The sequence below is a fragment of the Streptomyces djakartensis genome, from assembly GCF_014651075.1.
Classification (GTDB): Bacteria; Actinomycetota; Actinomycetes; order Streptomycetales; family Streptomycetaceae; genus Streptomyces; species Streptomyces djakartensis.
Window position 1 is genome coordinate 72,806 of record NZ_BMWE01000005.1, and the last position, 24,220, is coordinate 97,025.

A 24,220-nucleotide genomic window follows, 5' to 3' on the forward strand; every position below is an offset into this window, starting at 1 on the left:
GATGATCAAGCTCCGTCGGCCAGCAGCGCCGCAACCCGGCGGGCCGTGGCCGCGTCGCGGGCCGCGGTGAACGGCAGGGCGTTGCCGCCGGTGACGCGGAACGGCTCGCCCGCGAGGGTCAGATGGGCGCCGCCCGCCTCCTCGACCAGGAGCAGACCGGCCGCGTGGTCCCAGGCCGCTTCCCAGGAGAAGGCGGTCGCGTCGGACTCGCCCCGGGCGATGGCGAGATATTCGAGTCCGGCCGAGCCGCACGGGCGCGGTGCCACGCCGGCGGTGCGCAGGCCGAGCAGGGCGTGCTTCTGCTCGTCCGTCGTGTAGTCCGGGTGGGAGGTGGCCACGCGGAGGTCCCTGCCGGGCTCGGGCACGCCGGCGAACAGCCGCTCTCCGTCGAGGTAAGCGCCCTTGCCGCGCTGGGCGGTGGCGAGCCGGTCACGGGCGGGGGCGTAGGTCCAGGACGCGAGCAGGGTGCCGCCCTGGGCCAGCGCGACGAGCGTGCAGAACCCGGCGTCGCCGCGCACGAACTGCCGTGTCCCGTCGACCGGGTCGATGATCCAGACGGGGGCGTCGCCGCATATCGCCTCGTAAGACGCCGGGTTGGCGTGGACCGCCTCCTCACCGACGACGACCGAGCCGGGCAGCAGCGCGGCCAGCTCCTCGGTCAGGTACAGCTCGGCCTTGCGGTCGGCGTCCGTCACCAGGTCGTGCGGGCCGCTCTTCTGATCCACCTCGTGTGCGGCGAGCCGGCGCCAGCGCGGCATGATCTCGGTGGCGGCCGCCCCGCGGATCGCCTCCTCGACGTCGGAGGCGTGCTGGAGGAGAAACTCTTCGATGGTTTCGGTGCTTTCGATCACCCCTCCATGACAACACGCGGCACTGACAATCCCCACCCGCCCGGTGCACCCCGGGTGGAATCCCGATGAACAGGAACACGGTTCGCAAGCCGGGGCGGCGGCCCGCCCGAAGTGCTCCGCCTCAGCGGCCGACCGCGTAACCCTGCGTGCCGCGCGGGTTGGCCGCCGCCGACAGGACCCCCGTCTCCGGGTCACGTGCGACCGCGCACAGACGGCCCTCCGACCAGGGTCCGCCGACGGTCACCTGGTGGCCGCGCCGCCGCAGTTCCGCGACCACGGACGGGTCCGTGCGGGATTCCACGGTCACACTCCCCGGCCGCATGCCCCGCGGGTAGAAGGAGCCGGGGAAGCTGTCGTTGTGCCAGTTCGGCGCGTCGATCGCGCCCTGGAGGTCGAGGCCGCCGCGGACCGGGGCGCGCAGCGCGACCGCCAAAAAGAAGTGCGTCTGCCACTGGTCCTGCTGGTCCCCGCCGGGCGTGCCGAACGCCAGGACGGGTACGCCGTCGCGCAGCGCGATCGACGGGGACAGGGTGCTGCGCGGGCGGCGGCCCGGGGTGAGGGAGCCGGGCAGGCCCTCCTCCAGCCAGGCCATCTGCAGGCGGGTGCCGAGCGGGAAGCCGAGTTCTGGCACGACCGGGTTGGACTGGAGCCAGCCGCCGCTGGGCGTGGCGGAGACCATGTTGCCCCAGCGGTCGACGACGTCGAGGTGGCAGGTGTCGCCCCGGGTGGTCCCGTCGGCGGCGATGCCGGGTTCGCCCGGCACCGGATGCGCCGGGCTCCCGGCGACCGTCGGTTCGCCGATGCCCAGGGCGTCGAGGCCCTCCTGGGCTGCGCCCGCCGCCCGCGCGCGTGCGCTCAGACGCGGAGTGCGTCCGCCGGGGCTGCCGGGCCGCAGGTCGTGGCAGGCCCGCTCGCCGACGAGCGCGCGCCGGGCGGCGTTGTACCCGTCGGACAGCAGGTCGTCGATCGGCGCCTCGGCGGCGTCCCCGTACCAGGCCTCGCGGTCCGCCATGGCGAGCTTGCAGTTCTCGACCAGGAGGTGGACGTAGTCGGCCGAGCCGTACCGGGGCAGTTCGGGCGGGAGGAGGGCGAGTTGCTGGAGCAGGACCGGGCCCTGGCTCCAGGGCCCCGGCTTGCACACGGTCCAGCCGTTCCAGTCGTACGTCACCGGCGGCTCGTAGGTCGCGGACCAGGCGGCGAGGTCGGCGGCCGTGAGGGTGCCGCTGTGCCGTTCGCCGCTGGTGTCCATGGTGGGCCGGCCGGCCTGGCGTACCAGGGCCTCGGCGATGAACCCGGTGCGCCACACCTCCCGCGCGGCCTCGATCCCGGCGTCCCGGTTCCCGGCGCCGGCGGTTTCGGCGAGCAGGCGTTTCCAGGTGGCGGCGAGCGCGGGGTTGCGCAGGAGCTCACCGGGTCGCGGCGCCCTGCCGCCGGGCAGGTAGACCTCCGCCGAGGACGGCCACTCGGTCTCGAACAGCTCGCGTACGGTCTCCACGGCCGCCCCGACGCGCTCCACGGGCGGGTGGCCGTGCTCGGCGTACCCGATGGCGTACCGGAGGACCTCGGCGAGGGACTTGGTGCCGTGGTCGCGCAGCAGCAGCATCCAGGCGTCGAAGGCGCCGGGCACGGCGGCGGCCAGCGGCCCGGTGCCGGGGACCAGGTCCAGGCCGAGGCCCCGGTAGTGGGCGACCGTCGCCCCCGCCGGTGCGACGCCCTGCCCGCAGAGCACGCGTACCTCGCCGCCGGCCGGGGCGAGCAGGATCGGGACCTCGCCCGCCGGGCCGTTGAGATGCGGCTCGACGACGTGCAGCACGAACGCGCCCGCCACCGCCGCGTCGTAGGCGTTGCCGCCGTCCTCCAGGACGGCCATCGCCGTCTGTGAGGCGAGCCAGTGGGTGGAGGACACCATGCCGAAGGTGCCCTGGAGGGTGGGGCGGGTGGTGAACATGGGGCCTCTCGCTCGCTGTTCTCGTGCGGTGGTGCCGGTGGTGGCCCGGCTCCGTCATGTTCCACCGGCCGCACCGCAGACGGGATCCGAGGTTTCCGTCGCCGGTGGGACAGGCGTGTCCGGACCCGGGCCGGCTGCCGCCGGTACCAGGAGCACACCGGAAGCGCTCCCCGCCTCCGCCGAGGCTCGCGAGGTGGGAACCGCCGGCTTCGCCAGCACCACCAGGGGCACCTCGCCGGAAGGCGTCCCACCCGCCGCGTCGCTCTGCTGAAGGCAGGCCTGGAGCCGCCGCGACTGCACCTCGTCGAGGTCCACCGACCGGAGCGGGCCCAGGACCGTCTCAGCGTCCTTGTCGGCGAACGTCTCAGCGGTGCCGTCGGTGTAGCGCTCCAGCCACTCCAGTGACCACTCCACGACCCGGCCTCTCTCGGCCGCCGACAGGTCCTCCACGCCGAGCAGGGCCCTGAGGAGGAAGCGGGACCGCCGCTCCGGCATATGGCGCTCCAACCAGGCGAGGGACCAGGAGATCACCTTTGTGCGCTGCGCCAGTGTGACGTCCGGACGCGTCAGGAGGGCCTCCAGCACGAAGCTCACGTCGAGCCCGGTGGGGTCCGCCGACACCCGGGTGGTCACCAGGGAATCCACCGCGGCGGCCTGGTCGGCCGGCAGGTCCGAGCGCCCGGCGAGAATTCCCAGCACCCCCCAGGTTTTCGCCGTCTTCTGCTGTGAGATCCACCGGAGTGCGACATCGGCCAGCTTCCTGATCTGGGCCTCACTCAGATCCGTCCGGCCCCACAGCGCCTGGAGTGTGTGGTAGAGCTGCGGCGAATGACTGTGGGTCTCCACCCAGGCGATGCCGGCGTCGAGCAGTTCGTCGAGCTCGGCCGGCTTGATCCGGTCGTGTTCGGCGAGCTGGGTCAGGATGCGCCGCACCGCACGGCTGGTCCCGTGGTCCCGCAGCCAGCCCATGGCCTGCGGAAGAACCCACTCCCATTCATCGTCCGTCAGATCTTCGCGGGCCAGCAAGGGCGTGAGGACGAAGCCCGCCTCCTTCATCGAGCGATGGCGGGTGAGCCACGTGCGGGTGAACGCGACAGCGTCCCGCACCCGCCCCTCCACGAGGCCGGGGCATTCCAGCAGTCTTTCCAGGAGATAGAACGCCTTGGGTTCGGCACTCCAGCGCCGCAGCCAGCCGAGGGTCAGAAGGGCGCCCGCGTCGATCTGCTCCTCGTCCAGCCCGGCGTGGGAGAGGAGGGGCTCCAGCACGTGCCGGGCTCGCAGGAGCTCGCCATGTCTCACGAGCCACCGCTGAGCGTAGAACACCACGCCGCCGAGGTGCTCGTCCGTCACCCCGGGCACCTTCAGCAACCGCTGGATCAGGTGGGTGGCGGTGATCTCCGCCCAGTGCTCCTCCAGCCAGGCCAGGGCCGAGGTGACGGCTCTGCCGGTGAGGTCCCCCGCCAGCTCGGGATCCTTCAGCACGGAGTGCTCCAGCACGGAGGTCAGCACCGGGAGCGCCTCCTCGTGCGTGGCCTTCTCCTCCAGCCACTCCACCCCGGAAACGAGTTCCCGCCGCTTGTCCTCGTCGTTGCGCGCCGCGCGTCCCCGGAGCACCCGCTGCAGCGCCAGAGCCTCGACCCGCGTGCCGGTGTTCTGCCGCTCGCGGACATCGGACAACTCGATGGCTCGCGCGCGCTGCTGGGGCGAGAGTTCGGCCCGCCCGAGCAGCTCCGGCAGGAGGCGCTCGGCCCCGGCCCCCGAGTAGCCCCGCTCCAGCCAGGCCAGGGCACCCTGAGCGGCGGTGCCGACCTGGTCCGCGGTCAGGTCGCGGCGCGCGAGCAGCACGGCGAACAGGCGCCCCGCGCTCTTCTCCTCCCGGAACCGCTCCAGCCACCGGACCGCGTGGAAGACAGCGGTCCGCGCCCGGCTGGGCGCCAGGCCGGGCCGTTCGAGAAGCGGCCGCAGGACGTGATCGGCGGTGTCGGCGAGGCCGTGCACGCGCAGCCAGCACGTCGCCGAGGTGACGGCCTGCTCCGCCTGCTCGCCGGTGAGGCCGGGCCGGGCCAGCAGCCCGGGCAGGACGAAACTGGCGTCCTTGTCCTCCTTGTGCCGCAGCAGCCATTCGTTGGCGAAGGTGCTGACCCGGCCGGCCTCGTAGGCGGGAATCTCCTCCCGGGCGAGGAGGTCCTTCAGCACGTACCCCGCCGCCTTGACCTGGCCGTGGGACTCCAGCCAGGACACCGCCTGTCCGATGGCCAGCCGGGCCTGTTCATCGGTGAGGTCACGCCGGGCCAGCATCTCGGACAGGATGAAGCTGGCGTCCACCTCGCTCGCGTGGGCGACCAGCCACCGCCCCGCGAACCCGACCACGAGCTGCCGTTCCTCAGGAGTGAGGTCATCGCGCTCGAGCAGCCGGCGGATCAGGAAGTCGCCGTCGTCCTCCGTCGCGTGGGCGTCCAGCCACTGGCCCGCGAACCCGATCACGAGTCCTCGTTCCGCTGGGGTGAGAGCATCGTGCTCGAGCAGCCGGCCGATCAGGTAGTCGGAGGTCTTCTCCGTGGCGTAGGACGTCAGCCACCCCAGCGCGTGGGTGACCGCCTGCTGAGTCTGCTGGGGCGCTCCCCGCAGGCCCAGCAACCGGTACAGGACCCAGTTGGCATGCCGCGTGTCGCAGTGGTGCTCCAGCCACTCGAGGGCCAGCGTGGCGGCGTAACGGACCTCCTCGCGCGGCAGGTCGGGATGGGTCAGCAGCGCCGACAGGACCCTGGACGAGCTCTGGAGGGCGATGTGGTGGCCCACCCAGGTGTAGGCCGCCGCGATCACTCGGCGCACCTCGGAGGCGGTCAGATCGGTCCGCGCCAGCAGGGGATGGAGGACCGTTCCGGTCTGCCGCGCGGCCATCGAGCGTTCGCACCAGCGCAGGGCCGCCGGGACCGCCTTCCTGGCCTGCCGGACGGTGAGGTCGCTGCGGGCGACCAAGGCGCTCAGGACGTAGTGGGCTGTCTGGGACTCTCCGTGGAGGTTCACCCAGCCGATCGCGTTCTCCAGGGACGGGCTCAGCTCGGCCGGGAGGTCGGTTCGGCTGAGCAGCGGGCCCAGGACGTAGCTGGCGTCCTGTCGCGGGCCGTAGACCTCCAGCCAGCGCAGTGCCGCCGGGACGAGCAGGACCGCGCTTTCCGGGGGCAGGCGTGACAGGCCGCTGTGGAGCAGGTGGCGGAAGTCGGCGCGGTCGCCGTACTCCTCGAGCCAGGGGCCGGCGATGTTCTGCCAGTTCCGCATGGCGGCCTGCGACCAGGGCGGCCCCGCGACGAGCGCCCCGAGGGCATAGCTGCCCGCGTCGGCGTCGTGCCGCATGAGGTCGCCGATGGCCGGGGAGTTGTCCGAGAACCACTGATCGAGCAGCTCCGACACCGAGTCCCGGGGGGCGGGCGCCAGGTCGTTCATCAGCCGGGCGAGGTTCGTCGCGTAGCGCCCGATGGTCCGGGGGGTGGTCAGGCAACCGCCCAGCAGGGACCGGGCCCTTCGCCGGTCCGGGGTACGGGAGCCCGCCGGCAGGATCACCGACTCGACGAGCTGATCGCAGACGATGTCGTGGGCCGTGGCCAGGGTGTCGGCCGGGCCTCCGCGCTGCAGCCAGCCCAGGTCGACCAGGGTCTCCACCACCTCCTCCGCACCCGGCCTGTCCTCGGACGCCCGGGGCAGTGCCGCCTTGGCCGCCGCGACCACCTCGGCGTACTCCTGAGGACAGCTGGCCGCGGCGGCCGCGGCGGCCACCAGCAGGTCGGATGCCGAGGCCCGGTCGAAAGCGGTCGGCCTGCCACCGGACCCCTCCCTGCGGACCACGGCGAGGTCGTCCTCCTCCAGCCGGTTCCTGAGCCAGGTGGACAGCTCGCCGCTCGCCCTCAAACCGGAGACGTCCCGCAGGTCGCCGCCGACGAATCTTCGCTCCACCTCACGGGCGACCAGCAGCGCGATGATGGGCCGGTGGCCGCAGATCTCCCACATGCGGTCCATGCCCAACGTGGCGACGGCGGTGGGCGCCAGCCTGGTCAGCGCCTGCTCTGCCACCAGCCGCTGGAATTCCTCGTCCTTCCTCAGCTCCTCCTCGTCGAAGAGCTCGTACAGGTGGATCTCGTCCGTCTTGCGCAGCCACCCGGGACGCGCCGTGGCCAGGAAGGCGACCTTGATCCCCTTGCGGCGCGCCTCCGGCAGGAGCTGGTATCGCAGGGTGGTCAGGTCGAGACGGGGGTCGGGATCGTTCTTCGTGAAGTAGTGGTGGAGGTAGTCCATCACCACCAGGGCCGGGCTGTCCTCGGCCAGGACATGGCTGATGAGTTCGGTGGTCACGGACTCCTTCCCGCTGGGGCGCAGATGCAGCACGCGCCAGCCCTCGTCCAGCGCGACCCGGCCCACTTCGAGCACCGTCCGGGTCTTGCCGATGCCGGCCGCGCCGATGAGCAGCACCCCCCGGTCCTCGGACTCGCGCAGGCGCCGGAACAGACGGGCCGGTTCAGTCCTGTGGTCCTGCCCCGGGGACACGTAGGGAAGGCATTCGGGGATGAGGTTCCGCTCGAATCCGCCGAGCCCCTCCACGAAGTTCTGCTGAGGAATCACCAGGGCCAGCGGATCACGCGCCGGGGGCGGCGGCTGGTCGGCTGCGCCGTCCGTGGCGGCGGGCTCGTCCTCGGTGTAGGCCCGGTTGCGGGCGAGCGGAATACGGAAACCGTCGCCGCGGCAGGCGATGCGCGGCTCGGGTACCTGGTGGCGGTCTTCGACCCTCCCCGCCAACCGGTTTCTGATCACCCTCAGGACATCGCCGGTCAGGAGGTGGCTCTGATCCTCGCCCCTGCGCCCCTCCTCGTCCAGAGGCCCCGTGATGCCGTGCTTGAGTACCTTCACCAGCTCGAGGGTGAAGACGCTGCCCTCCGGGAGGCACAGCGACTGCTCGGTCTCGGCAGCCGAGGTGAGGACGCAGGCCCCCTCGATGGCGAGTGCCGGGTCCGCCTCGCCCGGGTCCCCGCCGCCCATCCGCAGGGCCATCCCGCTGTAGCAGCAGTCGACGATGACGACCTTGCGCCGTGCCAGGGAGTTCTCGACGTACCGCCTGACCCTGCTGTACTCGACCGAGTAGAAGTCCTGGTTGTGGCTCGACTTCTTGGTGGCGAGGAGCAGGTCCTGGCCGTCCGGTAAGTGGTGACCGTGCCCGGCGTAGTAGACCAGGAGCAGGTCGGAGGCCTCTTGCGCGGCGGTGTGCACGGCGGCCAGGAACGCATCCCGCGAGCTGTCGGCTGGGAGGACGTTGCAGTCCTCCCAACGTATCGCGTCCATCTCCGGATCGGTCAGCTGGGCGCGCAGCGCGGGGATGTTCTTACGGACTCCTTCGAGCTTGGGAAACCCGTCGAAGTCGTGGACACCGAAGAACACCGCCCTGGACGACGGGGCCGACCGATCGGTCATGACCGGGGAGCGCCGTCGGTCTCGTCACCGGCCTCCAGGCGGCGCAGGAGATCCGCCAGCTGCTCCGGATCGAGATGGCTGATGTCGACCGTCGTGCCCCCGAACGTCAGCGTGCGCCCGCCCCGGTTCCCCGCCCCGGCCCGCGTCAGCCGCCAGCTGGCGTAGGCGACCGAGAAGTTCGCGATGTCGCCGGCCGCTCCCAGCACTACTTCCAGGGCGTCGAGCGCGCCCATGGTGGGGCCCGGCGTGGAGACGGGGGTGACGGGCAGCCGCCGCGCCTTCGGATCACGGGCGAACCATGCCTGAAGCTCCGTCAGAGCCTGACCGTCCCCGTCGCTTTCGATGCGGACGCGCATCGTGGGACCTCCCCTAGTCCAAATGTGAAGAAGTTGATGGTAGCGGAGCCGGAATGCCCGCACGCGCCACATTTGACCATCGAGCCCGGACGCGGCCGGCCGCCCCCGCAGGTGTTACTGCGGGCGAGGCCGCCGGCATGCGATCAACGCTGCTCAGCGCGACCGCGCCGGTGCGGTCGGTATTCCCGCGGCTTGGGTGCCGGACGGCACTTCCGCGCCACAGGGACTCGTGTGAAACTGTCGTCCCGTCCGCCGTGCGGACCCGTTCCGCACCGTCCGTCCCCCACCTGAAGGGCGCCGTGCGTTCTCTACCCCTGCCCTTGGCCCTGACCGCGCGCCTGTCGCCGGTGGTCGTGCTCGCCGCGGCGGGCTGGACCCTGTCGTCCGGCCCGCTCGCCGCGCCGCAGGCCGCCGAGCACAGGCCGGCCGAGGAGAAGCCCGGGACCCAGTCCGCGTCCGGCCCGTCGACGTCCACCGTGTCGCAGGCGTACGCGGCCGCTCCCGCACCCTGCGCGAGCGTCAGCGGGAAGACCGTCACGTCGCTGGTGCCGGGCGCGAAGACGGCGGGCAAGGAGATCCCGTCCACGGACTCGAAGCTGCGCCGCACCTGCTCGTGGAACGCGCTCAAGGGGTACGACTACCGCTGGCTCGACGTGTCGTTCGAGGTGATGAAGTCGGACGAGGCTGCGCAGAAGTCGTACACGGCGCGCACGGAGGAGAAGAGCGGCGGAGGTCCCGTGCCCGGTCTGGGCGACAGCGCTTACTCCGTCGTGAACCTCACCACCGAGGACAAGCAGGAGACCCGCGAGGGCCTGGTCGTCGCCCGTGCGTCCAACGTGCTGGTCGTCGTCACGTACAACGGCAGTGACTTCGAGTCCAGGAAGGCGCCCGGCACGGACACCATCAACAAGGGAGCCATCAAGGCCGCGAAGGAAGCGGTCGCCGCGCTGGAGGGCGGGGGCGGCGCGGGCTGACCGGCCGTTCGCCCTCCGGCGCCGTCGTCCCCGTCAGGCGGTGGTCCTGTTCCGGCCCGTCGCCGTCATCAGCACCAGGTACAGCAGCATCGACGTGCCGAGGCCCACCGCCCAGCCGTAGTCGGCCAGGTCCGCCAGGGCCGGGACGGGACGGCCGTCGGTCAGCGGCTCGAAGCTCGCGCCGCCCACGGCCAGTACACCGCCGGCCGCGAAGGCGACCACGGCCCGCCAGTTCCAGCCGCCCTCGTACCAGTAGCGGCCGCCCGTCCGGTACAGGTCGGCCAGGTCCAGCCGGGAGCGGCGCAGGATCCAGTAGTCGGCGATGAGGATGCCCGCGACGGTGCCGAGCAGGCCGCCGACCAGTCCGAGCCAGGTGAAGATGTAGCCCTGGGGGTCGGAGTACAGCTTCCACGGGAAGATCAGCACGCCCAGGACGCAGGTGGCGAGTGCGCCCGCCCGGAAACTGATCCTGCGCGGGGCGATGTTGGAGAAGTCGAAGGCCGGGGAGACCAGGTTGGCCGCGACGTTGACGGACAGCGTCGCCACCAGGACCGTGACCAGGGCGAAGAGCAGGCCCACCGTGTTGTCGGTCTTGGCGGCCAGCTGGACGGGGTCCCAGACGGGTTCGCCGTAGACGGCCTGGGAGCCCGAGGTGACCATCACCGACAGGAACGCGAACAGCGTCATCGTCGTCGGCAGACCGAGTGCCTGGCCCCATGTCTGGGCCTTCTGGCTCTTGCCGTAGCGGGTGAAGTCCGGGATGTTCAGCGACAGCGTGGACCAGAAGCCGATCATGCCCATGAGCGCGGGTGCGAACAGTTTCCAGAAGTCGGCGCCCCAGCCCAGCTTCGACGGCTGGTCGAACAGCGGGCCGAACCCGCCCGCCTTGCCGCTCATCCACCACAGCATCACGAACGCCCCGACGAGCACGAAGGGCGCCGCCCAGTTCTCGAAGCGGCGGATCGTCTCCATGCCCCGGTAGATGATGACGACCTGCAGCGCCCAGAAGATCGCGAACGACAGCCACATGGTCCAGGCGTAGCCCCCGACCTTCGCCGCGTCGGTCCAGCCGCCGCCGATGAGCTTGCCGGCCAGGAAGTAGATGGCCTCGCCGCCGATCCAGGTCTGGATGCCGAACCAGCCGCACGCCACCAACGCCCGTACGACGGCGGGCAGGTTGGCCCCGCGGACGCCGAAGGAGGCCCGGGCGAAGACGGGGAAGGGTATGCCGTACTTCGGCCCGGCGTGCCCGGTGAGCAGCATCGGTATCAGCACGATCACGTTGGCCAGGGCGATGGTGAACACCGCCTGCTTCCAGTCCATGCCGACGGCGATCAGACCGGAGGCCAGGGTCCAGGAGGCCGTGTTGTGGGCCATGCCCACCCACAGCGCGGAGAAGTTGTACGTGGTCCAGGTACGCCCCTCGACGGGGACCGGCAGCAGGTCCTCGTTGGCGTAGCGGCCGGTCGGCGCGGGAGCGCCCGGGGCGATCTCCACCCGGCCGTCGGCGAGGGTCACTTGTGAGGTCGGCGGGGTGGCCGTGGGAACGGTGTCGGTCATGGGCCGGGCCAATCAGGGGAGGCGGGACGGGAAAGGCCATGCGGGTGACGCCGATGGGGGGGTGCGCTCGGGAGCGTCCTGGGCCCCCTTCCCGGGCCGCCGGGAAGGGGAAGTACAAGGGGGTTTACCGCGCGGGAGGGGTCAGCCGTTGACGGCCGGGATCACCCGCGATCCGTACGCGTCGATCACGGCCTCCTGCGCGTCGTGCATGTCGTAGACGGCGAACTGGTCCACGCCGAGGGCGCGCAGCGCGTTCAGCTTCTCGACGTGCTTCTCGACCGGGCCGATCAGGCAGAACCGGTCGACGATCTCGTCCGGCACGAACTGGGTGTCCGGGTTGCCGGCCCGGCCGTGGTGGGAGTAGTCGTAGCCCTGGCGCGCCTTGATGTAGTCGGTGAGTTCGTCGGGTACGGCGGCGGAGTGCTCGCCGTACTTGGACACCAGGTCGGCGACATGGTTGCCGACCATCCCGCCGAACCAGCGGCACTGCTCGCGCGCGTGGGCGAGCGCCGCCGGCGAGTCGTCCTCGGTGACGTACGCCGGGGCGGCCACGCAGACCGTCACCTCACCGGGGTCCCGGCCGGCGGCGACGGCCGCGTCCTTCACCGCCCTGACCATGTACTCGGTCAGATACAGGTCGGCCAGCTGGAGGATGAAGCCGTCGGCCTCCTCGCCGGCCATCCTCAGGGCCTTGGGGCCGTACGCGGCCATCCACACGGGCAGTTCGGCGCCGGGCTTGATCCACGGGAAGCGCACGACGGTGCCGCCGCCGAGATCGGCCTCCCGGCCGCCGGCGAGGGCCCGGATGACCTTCATGGCGTCGCTGATCCGGGCCAGGGTGTTGGGCTTGCGGCCGGCCACGCGCATCGCCGAGTCGCCGCGGCCGATGCCGCAGACCGTGCGGTTGCCGAACATGTCGTTGAGGGTGGCGAAGGTGGAGGCGGTGACCTCCCAGGTGCGGGTTCCCGGGTTGGTCACCATCGGCCCGACCTTCAGCCTCGTGGTGTTGGCCAGGACCTGGCTGTAGATCACGAACGGCTCCTGCCACAGCACGGCCGAGTCGAAGGTCCAGCCGTACGAGAAGCCGTTGTCCTCCGCGCGTTGCATCAGGCTGATCACCCGCGAGGCCGGCGGGTCGGTCTGCAGGACGAGTCCGAAGTCCATCTGCGCCACTCCTAGCTGAGGTACTGACAGGTGGATCGCGGGGTGAAGACGCCGTGTCCGGCGTGCCCGGTGTACTCCCGCTCGGTGATGACGGGCAGGCCACGCGAGAGGACCGTCTCGACCCGGCCGGTCACGCGCTTGCCCTCGTACGCCGAGTAGTCGACGTTCATGTGGTGCGTATCGGCCGACATGACCTGCTCGGCGTGCGGGTCGTAGATGACGACGTCGGCGTCGGCGCCCGGCGCGATGGTGCCCTTCTTCGGGTACAGGCCGAACATCCGGGCCGGGGTGGCGCAGGCGATCTCGATCCAGCGGCGGCGCGAGATGTGCCCCTCGAGGACCGCCTGGTGCAGCAGGTCCATGCGGTTCTCGACGCCCGGGAGACCGTTGGGGATCTTGGAGAAGTCGCCGCGGCCGAGTTCCTTCTGGCCGGTGAAGCAGAAGGGGCAGTGGTCGGTGGAGACGACCTGGAGGTCGTTGGTGCGCAGGCCCTGCCACAGCCTGGCCTGGTGTTCGCGGGGCCTGAGCGGTGTGCTGCACACGTACTTGGCGCCCTCGAAACCGGGCTCGGCGAGGTTGTCCGTGGACAGGAACAGGTACTGCGGGCACGTCTCGCCGAAGACGTTGAGCCCCTCGTCCCGGGCCCGCGCCAGCTCGGCGACCGCCTCCGTCGCCGAGACGTGCACGACGTACAGGGGCGCGCCGGCGACCTGCGCGAGCCGGATGGCGCGGTGAGTGGCCTCGGCCTCCAGCAGGGCCTTGCGGACCTCGCCGTGGTAGCGCGGGTCGGTCTCACCCCGGGCCAGGGCCTGTTCGACCAGGACGTCGATCGCGATGCCGTTCTCGGCGTGCATCATGATCAGGCCGCCGTTGTCGGCGGAGCGCTGCATGGCGCGCAGGATCTGGCCGTCGTCGGAGTAGAAGACCCCCGGGTAGGCCATGAACTGCTTGAAGGAGGTGACTCCCTCCTCGACCAGGTGGTCCATCTCCTTGAGGGTGTGCTCGTTGACGTCGGAGACGATCATGTGGAAGCCGTAGTCGATCGCGCAGTTGCCGTCGGCCTTGGCGTGCCAGGCGTCGAGCCCCTCGCGCAGGCTGTGCCCCACGCTCTGCACGGCGAAGTCGACGATCGTCGTCGTGCCGCCCCAGGCGGCGGCGCGGGTGCCGGTCTCGAAGGTGTCGGAGGCGAAGGTGCCGCCGAACGGCAGTTCCATGTGCGTGTGGGCGTCGACGCCGCCGGGGATGACGTACTTTCCGGTGGCGTCGATCGTGCGGTCCGCTGTGAAGGTGTCCGCCGCTGGGGTGCCGGTGGCGGCGAGGGCGGCGATGCGGCCGTCCTCGATCAGGACGTCGGCGTGGATCTCGTCGGATGCGGTGATGACGAGGCCGCCGCGGATGACGGTTCGAGTGCTCATGCTCTGTCGCTCCTCACCGTGTGAACGTGCCGGTTGTGTGTGGCTGGTCGCGCCCGCGCGGCGGCAGCCGCATCTCGAGTACGGCCCCGTTCCCCTGGGGCGCTGCCCTTCACGGCATCGTCAGCGGCCCGTACGCCCCCGGCGCCCGGTCCCGGTAGAACTGCCAGCGGTCGCGGACCTCGCGGAGTTTGGCCATGTCCAGGTCGCGGACGACGAGTTCGGGCTCCTTGTCGCTCGCCACCTCGCCGACGAACTGGGCCTCCGGGTCCACGAAGTACGAGGTTCCGTAGAAGTCGTTGTCGCCGTACTCCTCGACGCCCACCCGGTTGATCGCGCCGACGAAGTACTCGTTGGCCACGGCCGCCGCCGGCTGTTCCAGCTGCCACAGGTAGCCGGAGAGGCCGCGGGAGGTGGCGGAGGGGTTGAAGACGATCTCCGCACCCGCGAGGCCCAGTGCCCGCCAGCCCTCGGGGAAGTGGCGGTCGTAGCAGATGTAGACACCGACCCTGCCGACGGCCGTGTCGAAGACGGGCCAGCCCGAGTTGCCCGGGCGGAAGTAGAACTTCTCCCAGAAGCCCCTGACCTGAGGGATGTGCGTCTTGCGGTACTTGCCGAGGTAGGAGCCGTCCGCGTCGATCACGGCGGCGGTGTTGTAGAGGACGCCGGGCTGCTCCTCCTCGTACATCGGCAGGACCAGGACGATGCCCAGTTCCTTCGCGAGGGCCTGGAAGCGGCGGACGACCGGGCCTTCGGGAATCCGCTCGGCGTACTCGTAGAAGGCCGGGTCCTGGACCTGGCAGAAGTACGGTCCGTAGAACAACTCCTGGAAGCACAGGACCTGGGCACCCTGCGCGGCGGCGTCGCGGACCGCCTGCTCGTGGACCTGGATCATCGACTCCTTGTCGCCGGTCCAGGCGGTCTGGAAGACGGCGGCACGGATCACTCGGCTCATCGGGACCTCCGGTCGCTCGGTGTGCCGTGAGCCTAGGAAGTCCGCTCCCGGTCTTTGAGTTGCACCGTGTCACGTCCCGGGGCGTGCGGCGTGTCACCGTGTCACTCTGCCGTGGGCCCATGTTTCACCGCCGTTTTCCCAGGTGATCCCGTGTTTCACTGCTGTTGCGCGTCGTGCGCGAGGAGCGCGATGTGCACCGAGGCGGCCTGCTCGAAGTCGTCGAGGTCCACGCCGAGGCGGGCCTGTATCGCCTCCAGGCGGCGGTAGAGGGCGGGCCGGGAGACGTGGTGGAGCTGGGCGGTGCGGGACTTGTTGCGGCCGGTGGCCAGGTAGGTGCGCAGGACGGACAGCAGGTCCTCGTCGGACTCGCGCAGCAGCCCGTCCAGCTCCCGCTCGGCGAAGGACTGCACGTGCGGGTCGTCCCGCAGCAGACGGATCAGGCCCCGCAGGTGGACGTCCTTGAGGCGGACGACGAGCGGCAGATCGAGGGCGGCGGCGAAGTCGGCCACGGCGTCCGCCACGTGCTGGGCCTCCCGCAGTCCGGCGGGCACGTCTTCCCAGACGACCCGGGGGTCGGCCGCGGCGACGACCGTGTGCGACGGCCCCGGCTCGGTGCGCAGCCGGGTCGCGAAGTGCGCGGCGAGGGCTTCCGCGTCCTGGTCGCGGGCGAGGCTGAGCAGCACGGCGGTGGCACCGTCGGCGAGTTCGGCCACCAGCCCGGGCAGGCCCAGCAGCCGCAGCAGGCGCTCCAGCCGGCCGGTGTCGCCGTCGCGGACGACCAGCGGCACGAACGTGCGCCGGTTGACCGGCAGTCCGGCCGCACGCGCCCGGGGCAGCAGTTGCCGTGCCGGTACGACACCGCTGACCAGGTCGGTCAGCAGGCTCTGCGCGCACTGCTCCTCCCAGGAGCACGCGGCGGCGCCGCCGAGCATGCGGTGCAGGACGAGAGCCTCGGCGGCGCGGTCGGCGAGCAGCCGTCCGGTGGCGGTGTCGCCCCGGTAGCCGCACAGCACGATCCGGCCCCACCGCTCCCCGCGCCCGCCCAGTTCGGCACGGATCCAGCCGTCGCCCTCGGTGCCTCCCCCAGTGCCTGAACGGCCTGGGTGGTGCCCCCATGCCTGGCGGGCGATGCGCTCCCAGTCGCGCAGCACGTCGTCCACCGCCGGGCGCTCCCCCGCCGTGCCGAGGACCCGGTGGGCGAGGTTGGTGACGACCACGGGGCAGGCGCTGTGTCGGGCGACCTCGTCGAGCAGGCGTTGCAGTGGGGCGCCCGCGGTGATGAGGGCGGTGAGTTCGCTACGGACGGCCTCGGAGAGGCTGACGGCGGCGTACTTGCGCCGCACGAGCCGCGACTGGACCTCCTCGGTCAGCTCGGCGAAGGGGAAGGGCCGGTGCAGGACGACCATCGGCAGTCCGCACCGCTCGGCCGCCCGGCGCATCACGTCCGGCGCGACCGGGAAGGCACGGCCGAGCCCGAGGACGACGGCGGCGGCCTCCGCGCGGTGCAGCGACCGGACGTAATCGGCCTGCTTGTCCTCGTCACCCGCGAGCAGCACACCGGTGGTGAGGACCATCTCGCCGCCGCTGAGCATCACGCCGACGTCGGCGGCCTCGGCGACGTGCACCCAGCGCACCGGCCGGTCGAGGTGACCCGCGCCGGCCACCACCTCGGGCTCCCCGGCGAGCACCCGCTCCAGGGTGAGGACCTGCCGGACCGACAGCGCGGGTTCCAGGGAGCCCAGGGTGATGGTCATGGTGACTTCCCTCGCTCAGTGCACTGCTACTGGATGCTCCGCAGAGCGTTCTCGAGGATCGCGGCGCCCTCCCCGGCCTCCGCGACGTTGAGGGACAGCGGCGGGGCGACACGCAGCGAGCTGGTGTTGTGGCCGCCGCCCTTGCCGATCAGCAGGCCGCCCTCGCGGGCCGCCTCCAGCACGGCCGCCGCGGCCTTCGGGTCGGCCTCGTCGGTCCCCGGCCTGGTGATCTCGATGCCGATCATCAGTCCGCGTCCGCGCACCTCGCGCACGGCCGGGACCTGTGCGGCAGCCGACCGCAGCCGCTCGATGAGCATGCCGCCGACCCGCCGGGAATTGCCCTGGAGGTCGTGTTCCAGCAGGTAGTTGAGGTTGGCGAGGCCGGCCGCCATGGTGATCTGGGTGCCGCCGAACGTGGAGATGCTGTTGGAGTCCAGGCAGTTCATGATCTCGGAGCGGGCGACGACTCCGCCGATGGACATGCCGTTGCCGATGCCCTTGGCGAAGGTCATGATGTCCGGCGGCCCGTTCTGGCCGTGGGCCTGCCAGCCCCAGAAGTGCTCGCCGGTGCGGCCCCAGCCGGTCTGCACCTCGTCGGCGATCCACAGGATCCCGCGCTCGTGCAGCACCTCGCGGAAGGCGGCGTACAGCCCGTCCGGCGGGGAGGTGAAGCCGCCGACGCCCTGGATGGGTTCGGCGATCAGAGCGGCCGGGGCGCGGGTGTGCCCGAGCAGGTCGACCAGGTCCTCGACGCAGGCCGCGATGAAGTCGGCGTCGCCGAGGGAGGCGTAGGGGCCGCGCGTGCGCACGCCGCCGTGGACGTACAACGTCTGCAGCGGCGACAGGGAGGTCGGGGACCAGCCGCGATTGCCGGTGATGCCGACGGAGCTGAAGCTACGGCCGTGGTAGCTGTTGCGCATCGCCAGGATCGTGTTGCTGCGCCGGTAGGCCGTGGCGAGCAGCAGGGCGGTGTCGTTGGCCTCGGTGCCGGACGTGGTGAAGAAGACCCGGGCGTTCGGGATGCCGCTCAACTGGGCGATGCGCTCGGCGAGTTCGATCATCGGCCGGTTGAGGTAGAGGGTGGAGGAGTGGATGATCCGCCCGGCCTGCTCGCTCACCGCCTTGGTCACCTCGGGCAGCGCGTGCGCGGTCATGGTGGTGAGGATGCCGCCGAAGAAGTCCAGGTAGCGGTTGCCCTGGGCGTCCCACACGTGGCGGCCCTCGCCGTGGGTGATCTCGATGGGGTCCTCGTAGTAGAGGGCGAGCCAGTCGGGGAGCACGGCCCGGTGGCGGCCCAGCAGGTCGTTGGTCACGGCTGCACCAGCCCTTCGTAGGCGTCGGGACGGCGGTCGCGGTAGAAGGCCCACGTCTGCCGCACTTCTTCGATGAGGTCGATGTCGAGGTCCCGGATCACGAGCTCCTCCTGGCTGTCGCTGGCGACGTCTCCCACGATCTGCCCGCGCGGGTCGACGAAGTAGCTCGTGCCGTAGAAGTCGTTGTCGCCGTACTCCTCCTGCCCGACGCGGTTGATCGCGGCGACGTAGTACCCGTTGGCGACGGCGGCCGCCGGCTGTTCCAGCCGCCACAGATGGGACGACAGGCTCCGGTGGGTGGCGGAGGGGTTGTAGACGAGCTGGGCCCCGGCCAGGCCGAGCTGCCGCCAGCCCTCCGGGAAGTGCCGGTCGTAGCAGATGTAGACGCCGATCCTGCCGACCGCCGTGTCGAAGACGGGCCAGCCGAGGTTGCCCGGCTTGAAGTAGTACTTCTCGCGGAAGCCCTTGAGCTGCGGGATGTGGTGCTTGCGGTACTTGCCGAGATAGTCGCCGTCGGAGTCGATCACGGCCGCGGTGTTGTAGTAGAAGCCGGGCTGTTCCGCCTCGAACACCGGTGCGACGATCACCATGCCGGTCTCCCGCGCCAGATCGCGCATCCGCCGCACGGTGGGCCCGTCGGGCACCGGCTCGGCCCAGCGGTAGTGCTCCGGCTCCTCGACCTGGCAGAAGTAGGGACTGTTGAAGACTTCCTGAAAACCGATGATCTTCGCGCCCCGGCGGGCCGCCTCGCGGGCGTGCTCCTCGTGTTTCGCCACCATGGACTCGGTGTCGCCGGTCCAGGCGGCCTGGACCAGAGCGGCACGTACGACGTTGGCCATGAGCTGCTCCTTCGACGCGACGTCAGCGCCTCTACGCCCGTAGAAGCGGGCCGTAGAGCCACGAACGTAAGCCTCCGGCACGGGCTTGCCAAGACCATCGTCCCCAACCCGCGGGGCCGGGCGCGATTCGCACCCCTGTGGGTGAGTCGCCGGGGCCGCGGCGGCGCCGGTCAGGCGGGGAATCCCGCGACCCGGAGGGCGTGCAGCAGGTCCCACCGGCGCTCGTCCGACACGCCCTGCGCGGCCTCCAGCAGGAGCGGCACGAGGCGCTGCGGGTCGGGTTCGGCGCTGCGGGCCGCCTCCTGAGGGGTGCGGGCTCTGACGTACGCGTCGAGCAGCGCGCGCACCTCGCGGCGACGTCCCTCGGCGGTGAGGCCGAGCACGGCCTGCCCGACCTCGTGCGGGGGTCTGGCGACGCCCTGCCGCAGGATCTGCCGCCCGTCGCCCGCGCGCCCGGCCGCGCTCAGCGCGTCCGCCGCGGCGACCAGCCGTCCGGCGGGCAGCGAGGCGGCCTCCCACAGCAGGGTCTGCCAGTCCGCACCGAGCCCGGCGCGCTCCAGGGCGTCCGCGAGCAGCGGGAACCGGGCGGGTGGGCAGGACGCGGCCTCGACCAGCACCGCGTGCGCCTCCCCGCTGCGCCCCTCCCGCCGCAGCCGGGTCAGCGTCTCGACGGTCCGCCCGACCTCGGTCCGGTCCGCCGCGCCGGCGGCCGCCGCGCCAGACGGATCCGTCCGCTCCACCACGGCCTCCTCGGCGGCGGCCCTGGCGAACCGCGCGCCGCGCGGGGCGCGCCCCTGGGCGGGTGAAGGCTCGGGGAGCGTCGGGACGACGGCGGGCGGTACGACGACCGGCGCGGCCTCCTCCTCGATCAGGCCGGCGAAGCGAGCGCCGCCGCGACGGCGTTTGCGCTGCTTGGGGGCGGGGATCTCGGCGGCCGGAGGTTCGGAGACGGCTCGGGGCGGCGCGGTGGCTTCCCTGGTCCGGCCGCCTGGGTAGTCGTCGGTGTGGGATTCCGGCTCCGGACCGACGGCTCCACCCGACGCCCCAACCATCCCCGTACCACCGGCGTCCCCGGCGTCCACGGCGACCCCGGCGGGCGCCCCACCCGCCCCGACCTCGGTGGAGCGCCCTGCCCACACCCACGCCCCCGCGCCCCCGGGCGCCCCCGCCCCGCCGGCCTGCCTCCCGGCCGCCCCGTCCGGCAGGCCGGCGGCGTGCCCGGCGCGGCGGTCCAGGTCGGCCATCCGGGCCCGGAGTTCCGCGCACCGTGCCGTCGCGCGTTCGTGGTCGTCCTGCGCCCAGGCCAGGTCCAGGCGGAGGGCGTCGGCCTGTTCGCGGGTGGTGGCGGAGGCGAGGCGGCGGGTCAGGTCGGCCCGGCGGTCGGCGGCGTACCTCTGTTCGCGCAGCATGACGTCGAGCCGGTCACCGAGGGCGTCGCGGGCGCCCGGCTCGGCGTCGTACGCGGCGAGCGCGGACGCGTGCAAGGACCGGGCGCGTTCCGGCTCCCGACCGGTGCCCCCGGGTCCGTACTGCCCGGCGAGGTCCTGGAGCAGCGCCTCGACCACGTCCCAGGGTGGCAGCTCGCGCCCTTCGAGACAGGCCCGCATGCCCTCCGGGTCACGCTGCCAAAACACCGCGCACCAGCCGCCGGACGGGTCCAGGCGTGACAGCAGACCGTCCAGGTACTGCGCGAACTCCCGCACCTCGGAGGGGAGTTGCTCCGCCGCCATCGCTCAACCCCCGCGTCCGGACCGGGTACTCCGTCCGGTAAGGCAACACCAGGCGTGTTACGGGCGTGCTACGGGGAGTTTTCACATGCGGCGCGGGACCCTCGGGTCACCGCCTCAGACCGGCACCGGCACGCACTGCCGCAGCAACTCGTCCATGGACAGCCCGAGCACGCCCGCCAGCGCGGCCACGGTGAAGAAGGCCGGGGTCGGGGCCCGCCCGGTCTCGATCTTGCGCAGGGTCTCCGCGGAGAGGCCCGCGCACGCCGCGACCTCCGTCATGCTCCGGTCACCACGCGCCTCACGCAGCAGCCGGCCGAGCCGCTCGCCGCGTTCACGCTCTTCGGGGGTGAGAGGGGTGCGCACCATGACCCCCATTCTAATACCGGTATAGTAATTGGCATGGTTGAGCTGAAGACCGACACATCGATCGACGCCATGCACGAAGCGGGCCAGGTGGTCGCCCGCGCCCTGACCGCCGCCCGGCAGGCCGCCGGCGTGGGCGTCTCCCTGAAGGAACTCGACGAGGTGGCCCACGGCGTGCTGCGCGAGGCGGGGGCGACCTCACCCTTCCTCGGCTACCGGCCTTCGTTCGCCCCGACCCCCTTCCCCGCCGTCCTCTGCGCCTCCGTCAACGACGCGATCGTGCACGGCGTCCCGGACCACTACCGGCTGCGCGACGGCGACCTCGTGTCCCTCGACTTCGGCGCCGAACTGGGCGGCTGGGTCGGCGACTCGGCGCTCAGCTTCACCGTGGGCACCGCCCGCGCCGCCGACCTGCGGCTGATCGAGACCGCCGAGCGGGCCCTCGCGGCGGGCATCGGGGCGGCCGTCGTCGGCAACCGGATCGGCGACATCGCCCACGCGATCGGCACGGTGTGCCGCGCCGCGGGGTACGGCATCCCGGACGGCTTCGGCGGCCACGGCATCGGCCGCCGTATGCACGAGGATCCGTCCGTGCCGAACGAGGGCCGGCCGGGGCGCGGGATGCGGCTGCGGCACGGCATGGTGCTGGCGATCGAGCCCATGGTCATCGGCGGCGGCACGGACGGCTTCCACGCGGCGCCGGACGGCTGGACCCTGAAGACGAACGACGGCTCCCGCGCCGCCCACGCGGAGCACACCGTCGCGATCACGGACGCGGGGCCGAGGATCCTCACCGAGCGCTGAAGCGAGCCGCTGAAGCGAGCCACCGGCCGCCTTTTTTCTCCGTATACATCCCGAAGGTGCCCTCCCCCGGCGATCGTGCGAAGGTGTTCTACGAGTGCGCCCCAGGTGTAACGGGCTGCCGCCCGGGTTACCCGACCCCGGCACGTCGACCAGCGAGGGCGTCCCCCGCCCGGGCGCCGGGGACGCCGGGAACGGAAGGCCCATGAGCAGCGGCTTCACCAGCCCGGAGGGCTACGGCTCGGACCCCTTCGGAGAATTCCTCGCACGCTTCTTCGGCGGACCGCGTCCCGGTCCCCGGCAGATCGACCTCGGGCGACTGCTCAGCCAGCCGGCCCGGGAACTCGTCCGCGGCGCGGCCCAGTACGCCGCCGAGCACGGCAGCCGGGACCTCGACACACAGCACCTGCTGCGGGCGGCGCTCGCCACCGAGCCCACCCGGACCCTGCTCAGCAAGGCCGGAGCGAATCCGGACTCGATGGCCTCCCAGATCGACGAGCGGTCGGGGCCCGCCCAGCACGGCCCGGACGACGCACCGCCGCCGACCGCGCTCTCCCTCACCCCCGCGGCCAAGCGGGCCCTGCTGGACGCGCACGACCTGGCCCGGGCCCGCGGCTACGGCTACATCGGCCCGGAGCACGTGCTCAGCGCCCTGGCGTCGAACCCGGACTCGGCCGCCGGGCACATCCTGAACGCGGCCCGGTTCGCCCCTTCCACCCCGCCCGAGACGCAGGAGGCGCCGCAGGCCGAGCGGCCGCGCGTGACGAACACGCCGACCCTGGACAAGTACGGCCGTGACCTCACCGACCTGGCCCGGCAGGGCCGCATCGACCCGGTCATCGGCCGCGACCAGGAGATCGAGCAGACCGTCGAGGTCCTCTCCCGGCGCGGCAAGAACAATCCGGTGCTGATCGGTGACGCGGGCGTCGGCAAGACCGCCATCGTGGAGGGGCTGGCCCACCGCATCTCCGAGGGGGACGTGCCCGACGTGCTGATCGGGCGCCGCGTGGTGGCGCTGGACCTGACGGGCGTGGTCGCGGGCACCCGCTACCGGGGCGACTTCGAGGAGCGGATGAACAACATCGTCAGCGAGATCCGCGCCCACTCCGACCAGTTGATCATCTTCATCGACGAACTGCACACGGTCGTGGGCGCCGGTTCCGGTGGGGGCGACGGCAGCTCGATGGACGCCGGCAACATCCTCAAGCCGGCCCTCGCCCGGGGTGAGCTGCACATCGTGGGCGCCACCACGCTGGAGGAGTACCGCCGGATCGAGAAGGACGCCGCGCTGGCCCGCCGCTTCCAGCCGATCATGGTTCCGGAGCCGACCGCGGCCGACGCGATCGAGATCCTGCGCGGGCTCCAGGACCGCTACGAGGCCCACCACCAGGTCCGCTACACCGACGAGGCGCTGGTCGCCGCCGTGGAGCTGTCGGACCGCTACCTCACCGAACGCCGGCTGCCCGACAAGGCGATCGACCTGATCGACCAGGCCGGCGCCCGGGTACGGCTGCGCGCCCGGACCAAGGGCACGGACCTGCGGGCCCTGGAACGGGAGCTGGAGCAGCTGACCCGGGACAAGGACCAGGCGGTCGCGGACGAGCAGTACGAGCAGGCCACCCAGCTGCGCGACCGGATCGTGGATGTGAAGCAGCGGATCGCCCAGGCCGGCGGCGACGGCGAGATCGACGAGGGGCAGGACCTGGTCGTCGGCGCCGAGGCGATCGCCGAGGTCGTCTCCCGGCAGACCGGCATCCCGGTCAGCAGCCTCACCCAGGAGGAGAAGGACCGCCTGCTCGGCCTGGAGGAGCACCTGCACCAGCGGGTCATCGGCCAGGACGAGGCGGTACGCGTGGTGTCGGACGCGGTGCTGCGCTCCCGCGCCGGACTCGCGAGCCCCGACCGGCCGATCGGCAGCTTCCTCTTCCTCGGCCCGACGGGCGTCGGCAAGACCGAGCTGGCGCGGGCGCTCGCCGAGGCCTTGTTCGGCAGCGAGGACCGCATGGTGCGCCTCGACATGAGCGAGTACCAGGAGCGGCACACTGTCAGCCGGCTGGTCGGCGCCCCGCCCGGCTACGTGGGCCACGAGGAGGCCGGCCAGCTCACCGAGGTGGTCCGCCGCCACCCGTACTCGCTGCTGCTGCTCGACGAGGTGGAGAAGGCCCACCCGGACGTCTTCAACATCCTGCTCCAGGTCCTCGACGACGGACGCCTCACCGACTCCCAGGGCCGCACGGTGGACTTCACCAACACCGTCATCGTGATGACCAGCAACCTCGGCTCCGAGGCGATCACCCGCCGCGGCGCCACCCTGGGCTTCGCGTCGGGCGGCGCCGACGCCGACGAGGCGGCCCGGCGCGAACAGATCCTGCGCCCCCTGCGCGAGCACTTCCGCCCCGAGTTCCTCAACCGCATCGACGAGATCGTCGTCTTCCACCAGCTGTCCACGGACCAGCTGCGCCGGATCACCGACCTCCTGCTGGACCGCACCCGCTCCCTCGTACGGGACAAGGGAATCTCGGTGACGTTCACCGACCGAGCGGTGGAATGGCTGGCCGAGCACGGCTACCAGCCGGAGTACGGCGCCCGCCCGCTGCGCCGCACGATCCAGCGCGAGGTCGACAACCAGCTCTCCCGACTGCTGCTCGACGGCAGGGTCGAGGAGGGCGGCCAGGTGACGGTGGACGTGGAGGACGGCCACCTGGCCTTTCAGACGCGGGGATCGGCAACGCCCCGATAGGGG

The 24,220-nt window shown here is 72.0% G+C and carries 16 protein-coding genes; 3 read left to right on the forward strand and 13 right to left on the reverse strand.

All coding sequences use genetic code 11. The features are described from left to right. Window positions 1–5: 5 nt before the first annotated feature. The 4 genes from IE212_RS10200 to IE212_RS10215 form a co-directional block, all read right to left on the reverse strand. Entirely contained in the window at window positions 6–851 is an 846-nt protein-coding gene (locus IE212_RS10200; protein WP_190197429.1) for an inositol monophosphatase family protein, read from the reverse strand. Between the two features lie 121 nt (window positions 852–972). Then, entirely contained in the window at window positions 973–2,799 is a 1,827-nt protein-coding gene (locus IE212_RS10205; RefSeq protein WP_190197430.1) for a gamma-glutamyltransferase family protein, read from the reverse strand. Between the two features lie 54 nt (window positions 2,800–2,853). Beyond that, window positions 2,854–8,256, reverse strand: coding sequence for a caspase, EACC1-associated type (locus IE212_RS10210; protein ID WP_190197431.1), 5,403 nt, complete (start codon window positions 8,254–8,256; stop codon window positions 2,854–2,856). Next, complete coding sequence (locus IE212_RS10215) at window positions 8,253–8,612, reverse strand: effector-associated constant component EACC1 (RefSeq protein WP_190197432.1); 360 nt, start codon at window positions 8,610–8,612, stop codon at window positions 8,253–8,255. Before IE212_RS10215 ends, IE212_RS10210 begins: the two co-directional genes overlap by 4 nt. 299 nt (window positions 8,613–8,911) lie before the next feature. Between IE212_RS10215 and IE212_RS10220 the strand changes: the two genes are divergently transcribed. Next, the gene (locus IE212_RS10220) at window positions 8,912–9,586 is read left to right on the forward strand and encodes a hypothetical protein (RefSeq protein ID WP_190197433.1); all 675 of its coding nucleotides are present in this window, start codon (window positions 8,912–8,914) and stop codon (window positions 9,584–9,586) included. A 33-nt stretch (window positions 9,587–9,619) separates the two neighbouring features. On the opposite strand, the gene IE212_RS10225 is transcribed toward IE212_RS10220, so the two are convergent. The 9 genes from IE212_RS10225 to IE212_RS10265 all read right to left on the reverse strand — a co-directional run bounded on the left by IE212_RS10225 (window position 9,620) and on the right by IE212_RS10265 (window position 20,679). Beyond that, a complete protein-coding gene (locus IE212_RS10225; RefSeq protein ID WP_190197434.1) occupies window positions 9,620–11,146 on the reverse strand; it encodes an NCS1 family nucleobase:cation symporter-1 in 1,527 nt (508 codons plus the stop codon). A gap of 141 nt (window positions 11,147–11,287) precedes the next feature. Beyond that, window positions 11,288–12,310: a TIGR03842 family LLM class F420-dependent oxidoreductase gene (locus IE212_RS10230; RefSeq protein WP_190197435.1), complete on the reverse strand. Its 1,023-nt coding sequence runs from the start codon at window positions 12,308–12,310 to the stop codon at window positions 11,288–11,290. Between the two features lie 11 nt (window positions 12,311–12,321). Next, window positions 12,322–13,725 carry a dihydropyrimidinase gene (gene hydA, locus IE212_RS10235; protein ID WP_190197436.1) on the reverse strand — a complete coding sequence of 468 codons (1,404 nt, stop codon included), beginning with the start codon at window positions 13,723–13,725 and terminating at the stop codon, window positions 12,322–12,324. A gap of 109 nt (window positions 13,726–13,834) precedes the next feature. Continuing rightward, on the reverse strand, window positions 13,835–14,677 hold the full coding sequence (locus IE212_RS10240) for a nitrilase-related carbon-nitrogen hydrolase (protein WP_190197437.1): 843 nt from the start codon (window positions 14,675–14,677) through the stop codon (window positions 13,835–13,837). A 155-nt stretch (window positions 14,678–14,832) separates the two neighbouring features. Next, window positions 14,833–16,431, reverse strand: coding sequence for a PucR family transcriptional regulator (locus tag IE212_RS10245; RefSeq protein WP_190197438.1), 1,599 nt, complete (start codon window positions 16,429–16,431; stop codon window positions 14,833–14,835). A gap of 26 nt (window positions 16,432–16,457) precedes the next feature. After that, window positions 16,458–17,744 (reverse strand): aspartate aminotransferase family protein, encoded by a 1,287-nt coding sequence (locus tag IE212_RS10250; protein WP_190197439.1) that lies wholly within the window; start codon window positions 17,742–17,744, stop codon window positions 16,458–16,460. Further along, entirely contained in the window at window positions 17,741–18,583 is an 843-nt protein-coding gene (locus IE212_RS10255; protein WP_190197440.1) for a nitrilase-related carbon-nitrogen hydrolase, read from the reverse strand. Before IE212_RS10255 ends, IE212_RS10250 begins: the two co-directional genes overlap by 4 nt. Window positions 18,584–18,753: 170 nt before the next feature. Beyond that, window positions 18,754–20,313, reverse strand: coding sequence for a hypothetical protein (locus tag IE212_RS10260; protein ID WP_190197441.1), 1,560 nt, complete (start codon window positions 20,311–20,313; stop codon window positions 18,754–18,756). Window positions 20,314–20,427: 114 nt separating this feature from the next. Continuing rightward, window positions 20,428–20,679, reverse strand: a complete 252-nt coding sequence (locus tag IE212_RS10265) for a helix-turn-helix domain-containing protein (RefSeq protein ID WP_190197442.1) — start codon at window positions 20,677–20,679, stop codon at window positions 20,428–20,430. 33 nt (window positions 20,680–20,712) lie between these two features. On the opposite strand from IE212_RS10265, the gene map reads away from it, so the two are divergent. Further along, the gene (gene map / locus IE212_RS10270) at window positions 20,713–21,480 is read left to right on the forward strand and encodes a type I methionyl aminopeptidase (protein WP_190197443.1); all 768 of its coding nucleotides are present in this window, start codon (window positions 20,713–20,715) and stop codon (window positions 21,478–21,480) included. A 202-nt stretch (window positions 21,481–21,682) separates the two neighbouring features. Further along, window positions 21,683–24,217 carry an ATP-dependent Clp protease ATP-binding subunit gene (locus IE212_RS10275; protein ID WP_190197444.1) on the forward strand — a complete coding sequence of 845 codons (2,535 nt, stop codon included), beginning with the start codon at window positions 21,683–21,685 and terminating at the stop codon, window positions 24,215–24,217. Window positions 24,218–24,220: the final 3 nt, after the last annotated feature.

Excerpts from the sequence above, each read along its gene's own strand:
- IE212_RS10210 (WP_190197431.1), bottom strand. The coding sequence starts at position 8,256 with ATGACCGATCGGTCGGCCCCGTCGTCCAGGGCGGTGTTCTTCGGTGTC.
- IE212_RS10240 (WP_190197437.1), bottom strand. The coding sequence starts at position 14,677 with ATGAGCCGAGTGATCCGTGCCGCCGTCTTCCAGACCGCCTGGACCGGC.
- IE212_RS10265 (WP_190197442.1), bottom strand. The coding sequence starts at position 20,679 with ATGGTGCGCACCCCTCTCACCCCCGAAGAGCGTGAACGCGGCGAGCGG.
- IE212_RS10230 (WP_190197435.1), bottom strand. The coding sequence starts at position 12,310 with ATGGACTTCGGACTCGTCCTGCAGACCGACCCGCCGGCCTCGCGGGTG.
- IE212_RS10205 (WP_190197430.1), bottom strand. The coding sequence starts at position 2,799 with ATGTTCACCACCCGCCCCACCCTCCAGGGCACCTTCGGCATGGTGTCC.
- hydA (WP_190197436.1), bottom strand. The coding sequence starts at position 13,725 with ATGAGCACTCGAACCGTCATCCGCGGCGGCCTCGTCATCACCGCATCC.
- IE212_RS10275 (WP_190197444.1), top strand. The coding sequence starts at position 21,683 with ATGAGCAGCGGCTTCACCAGCCCGGAGGGCTACGGCTCGGACCCCTTC.
- map (WP_190197443.1), top strand. The coding sequence starts at position 20,713 with ATGGTTGAGCTGAAGACCGACACATCGATCGACGCCATGCACGAAGCG.
- IE212_RS10245 (WP_190197438.1), bottom strand. The coding sequence starts at position 16,431 with ATGACCATCACCCTGGGCTCCCTGGAACCCGCGCTGTCGGTCCGGCAG.
- IE212_RS10225 (WP_190197434.1), bottom strand. The coding sequence starts at position 11,146 with ATGACCGACACCGTTCCCACGGCCACCCCGCCGACCTCACAAGTGACC.
- IE212_RS10255 (WP_190197440.1), bottom strand. The coding sequence starts at position 18,583 with ATGGCCAACGTCGTACGTGCCGCTCTGGTCCAGGCCGCCTGGACCGGC.
- IE212_RS10260 (WP_190197441.1), bottom strand. The coding sequence starts at position 20,313 with ATGGCGGCGGAGCAACTCCCCTCCGAGGTGCGGGAGTTCGCGCAGTAC.
- IE212_RS10215 (WP_190197432.1), bottom strand. The coding sequence starts at position 8,612 with ATGCGCGTCCGCATCGAAAGCGACGGGGACGGTCAGGCTCTGACGGAG.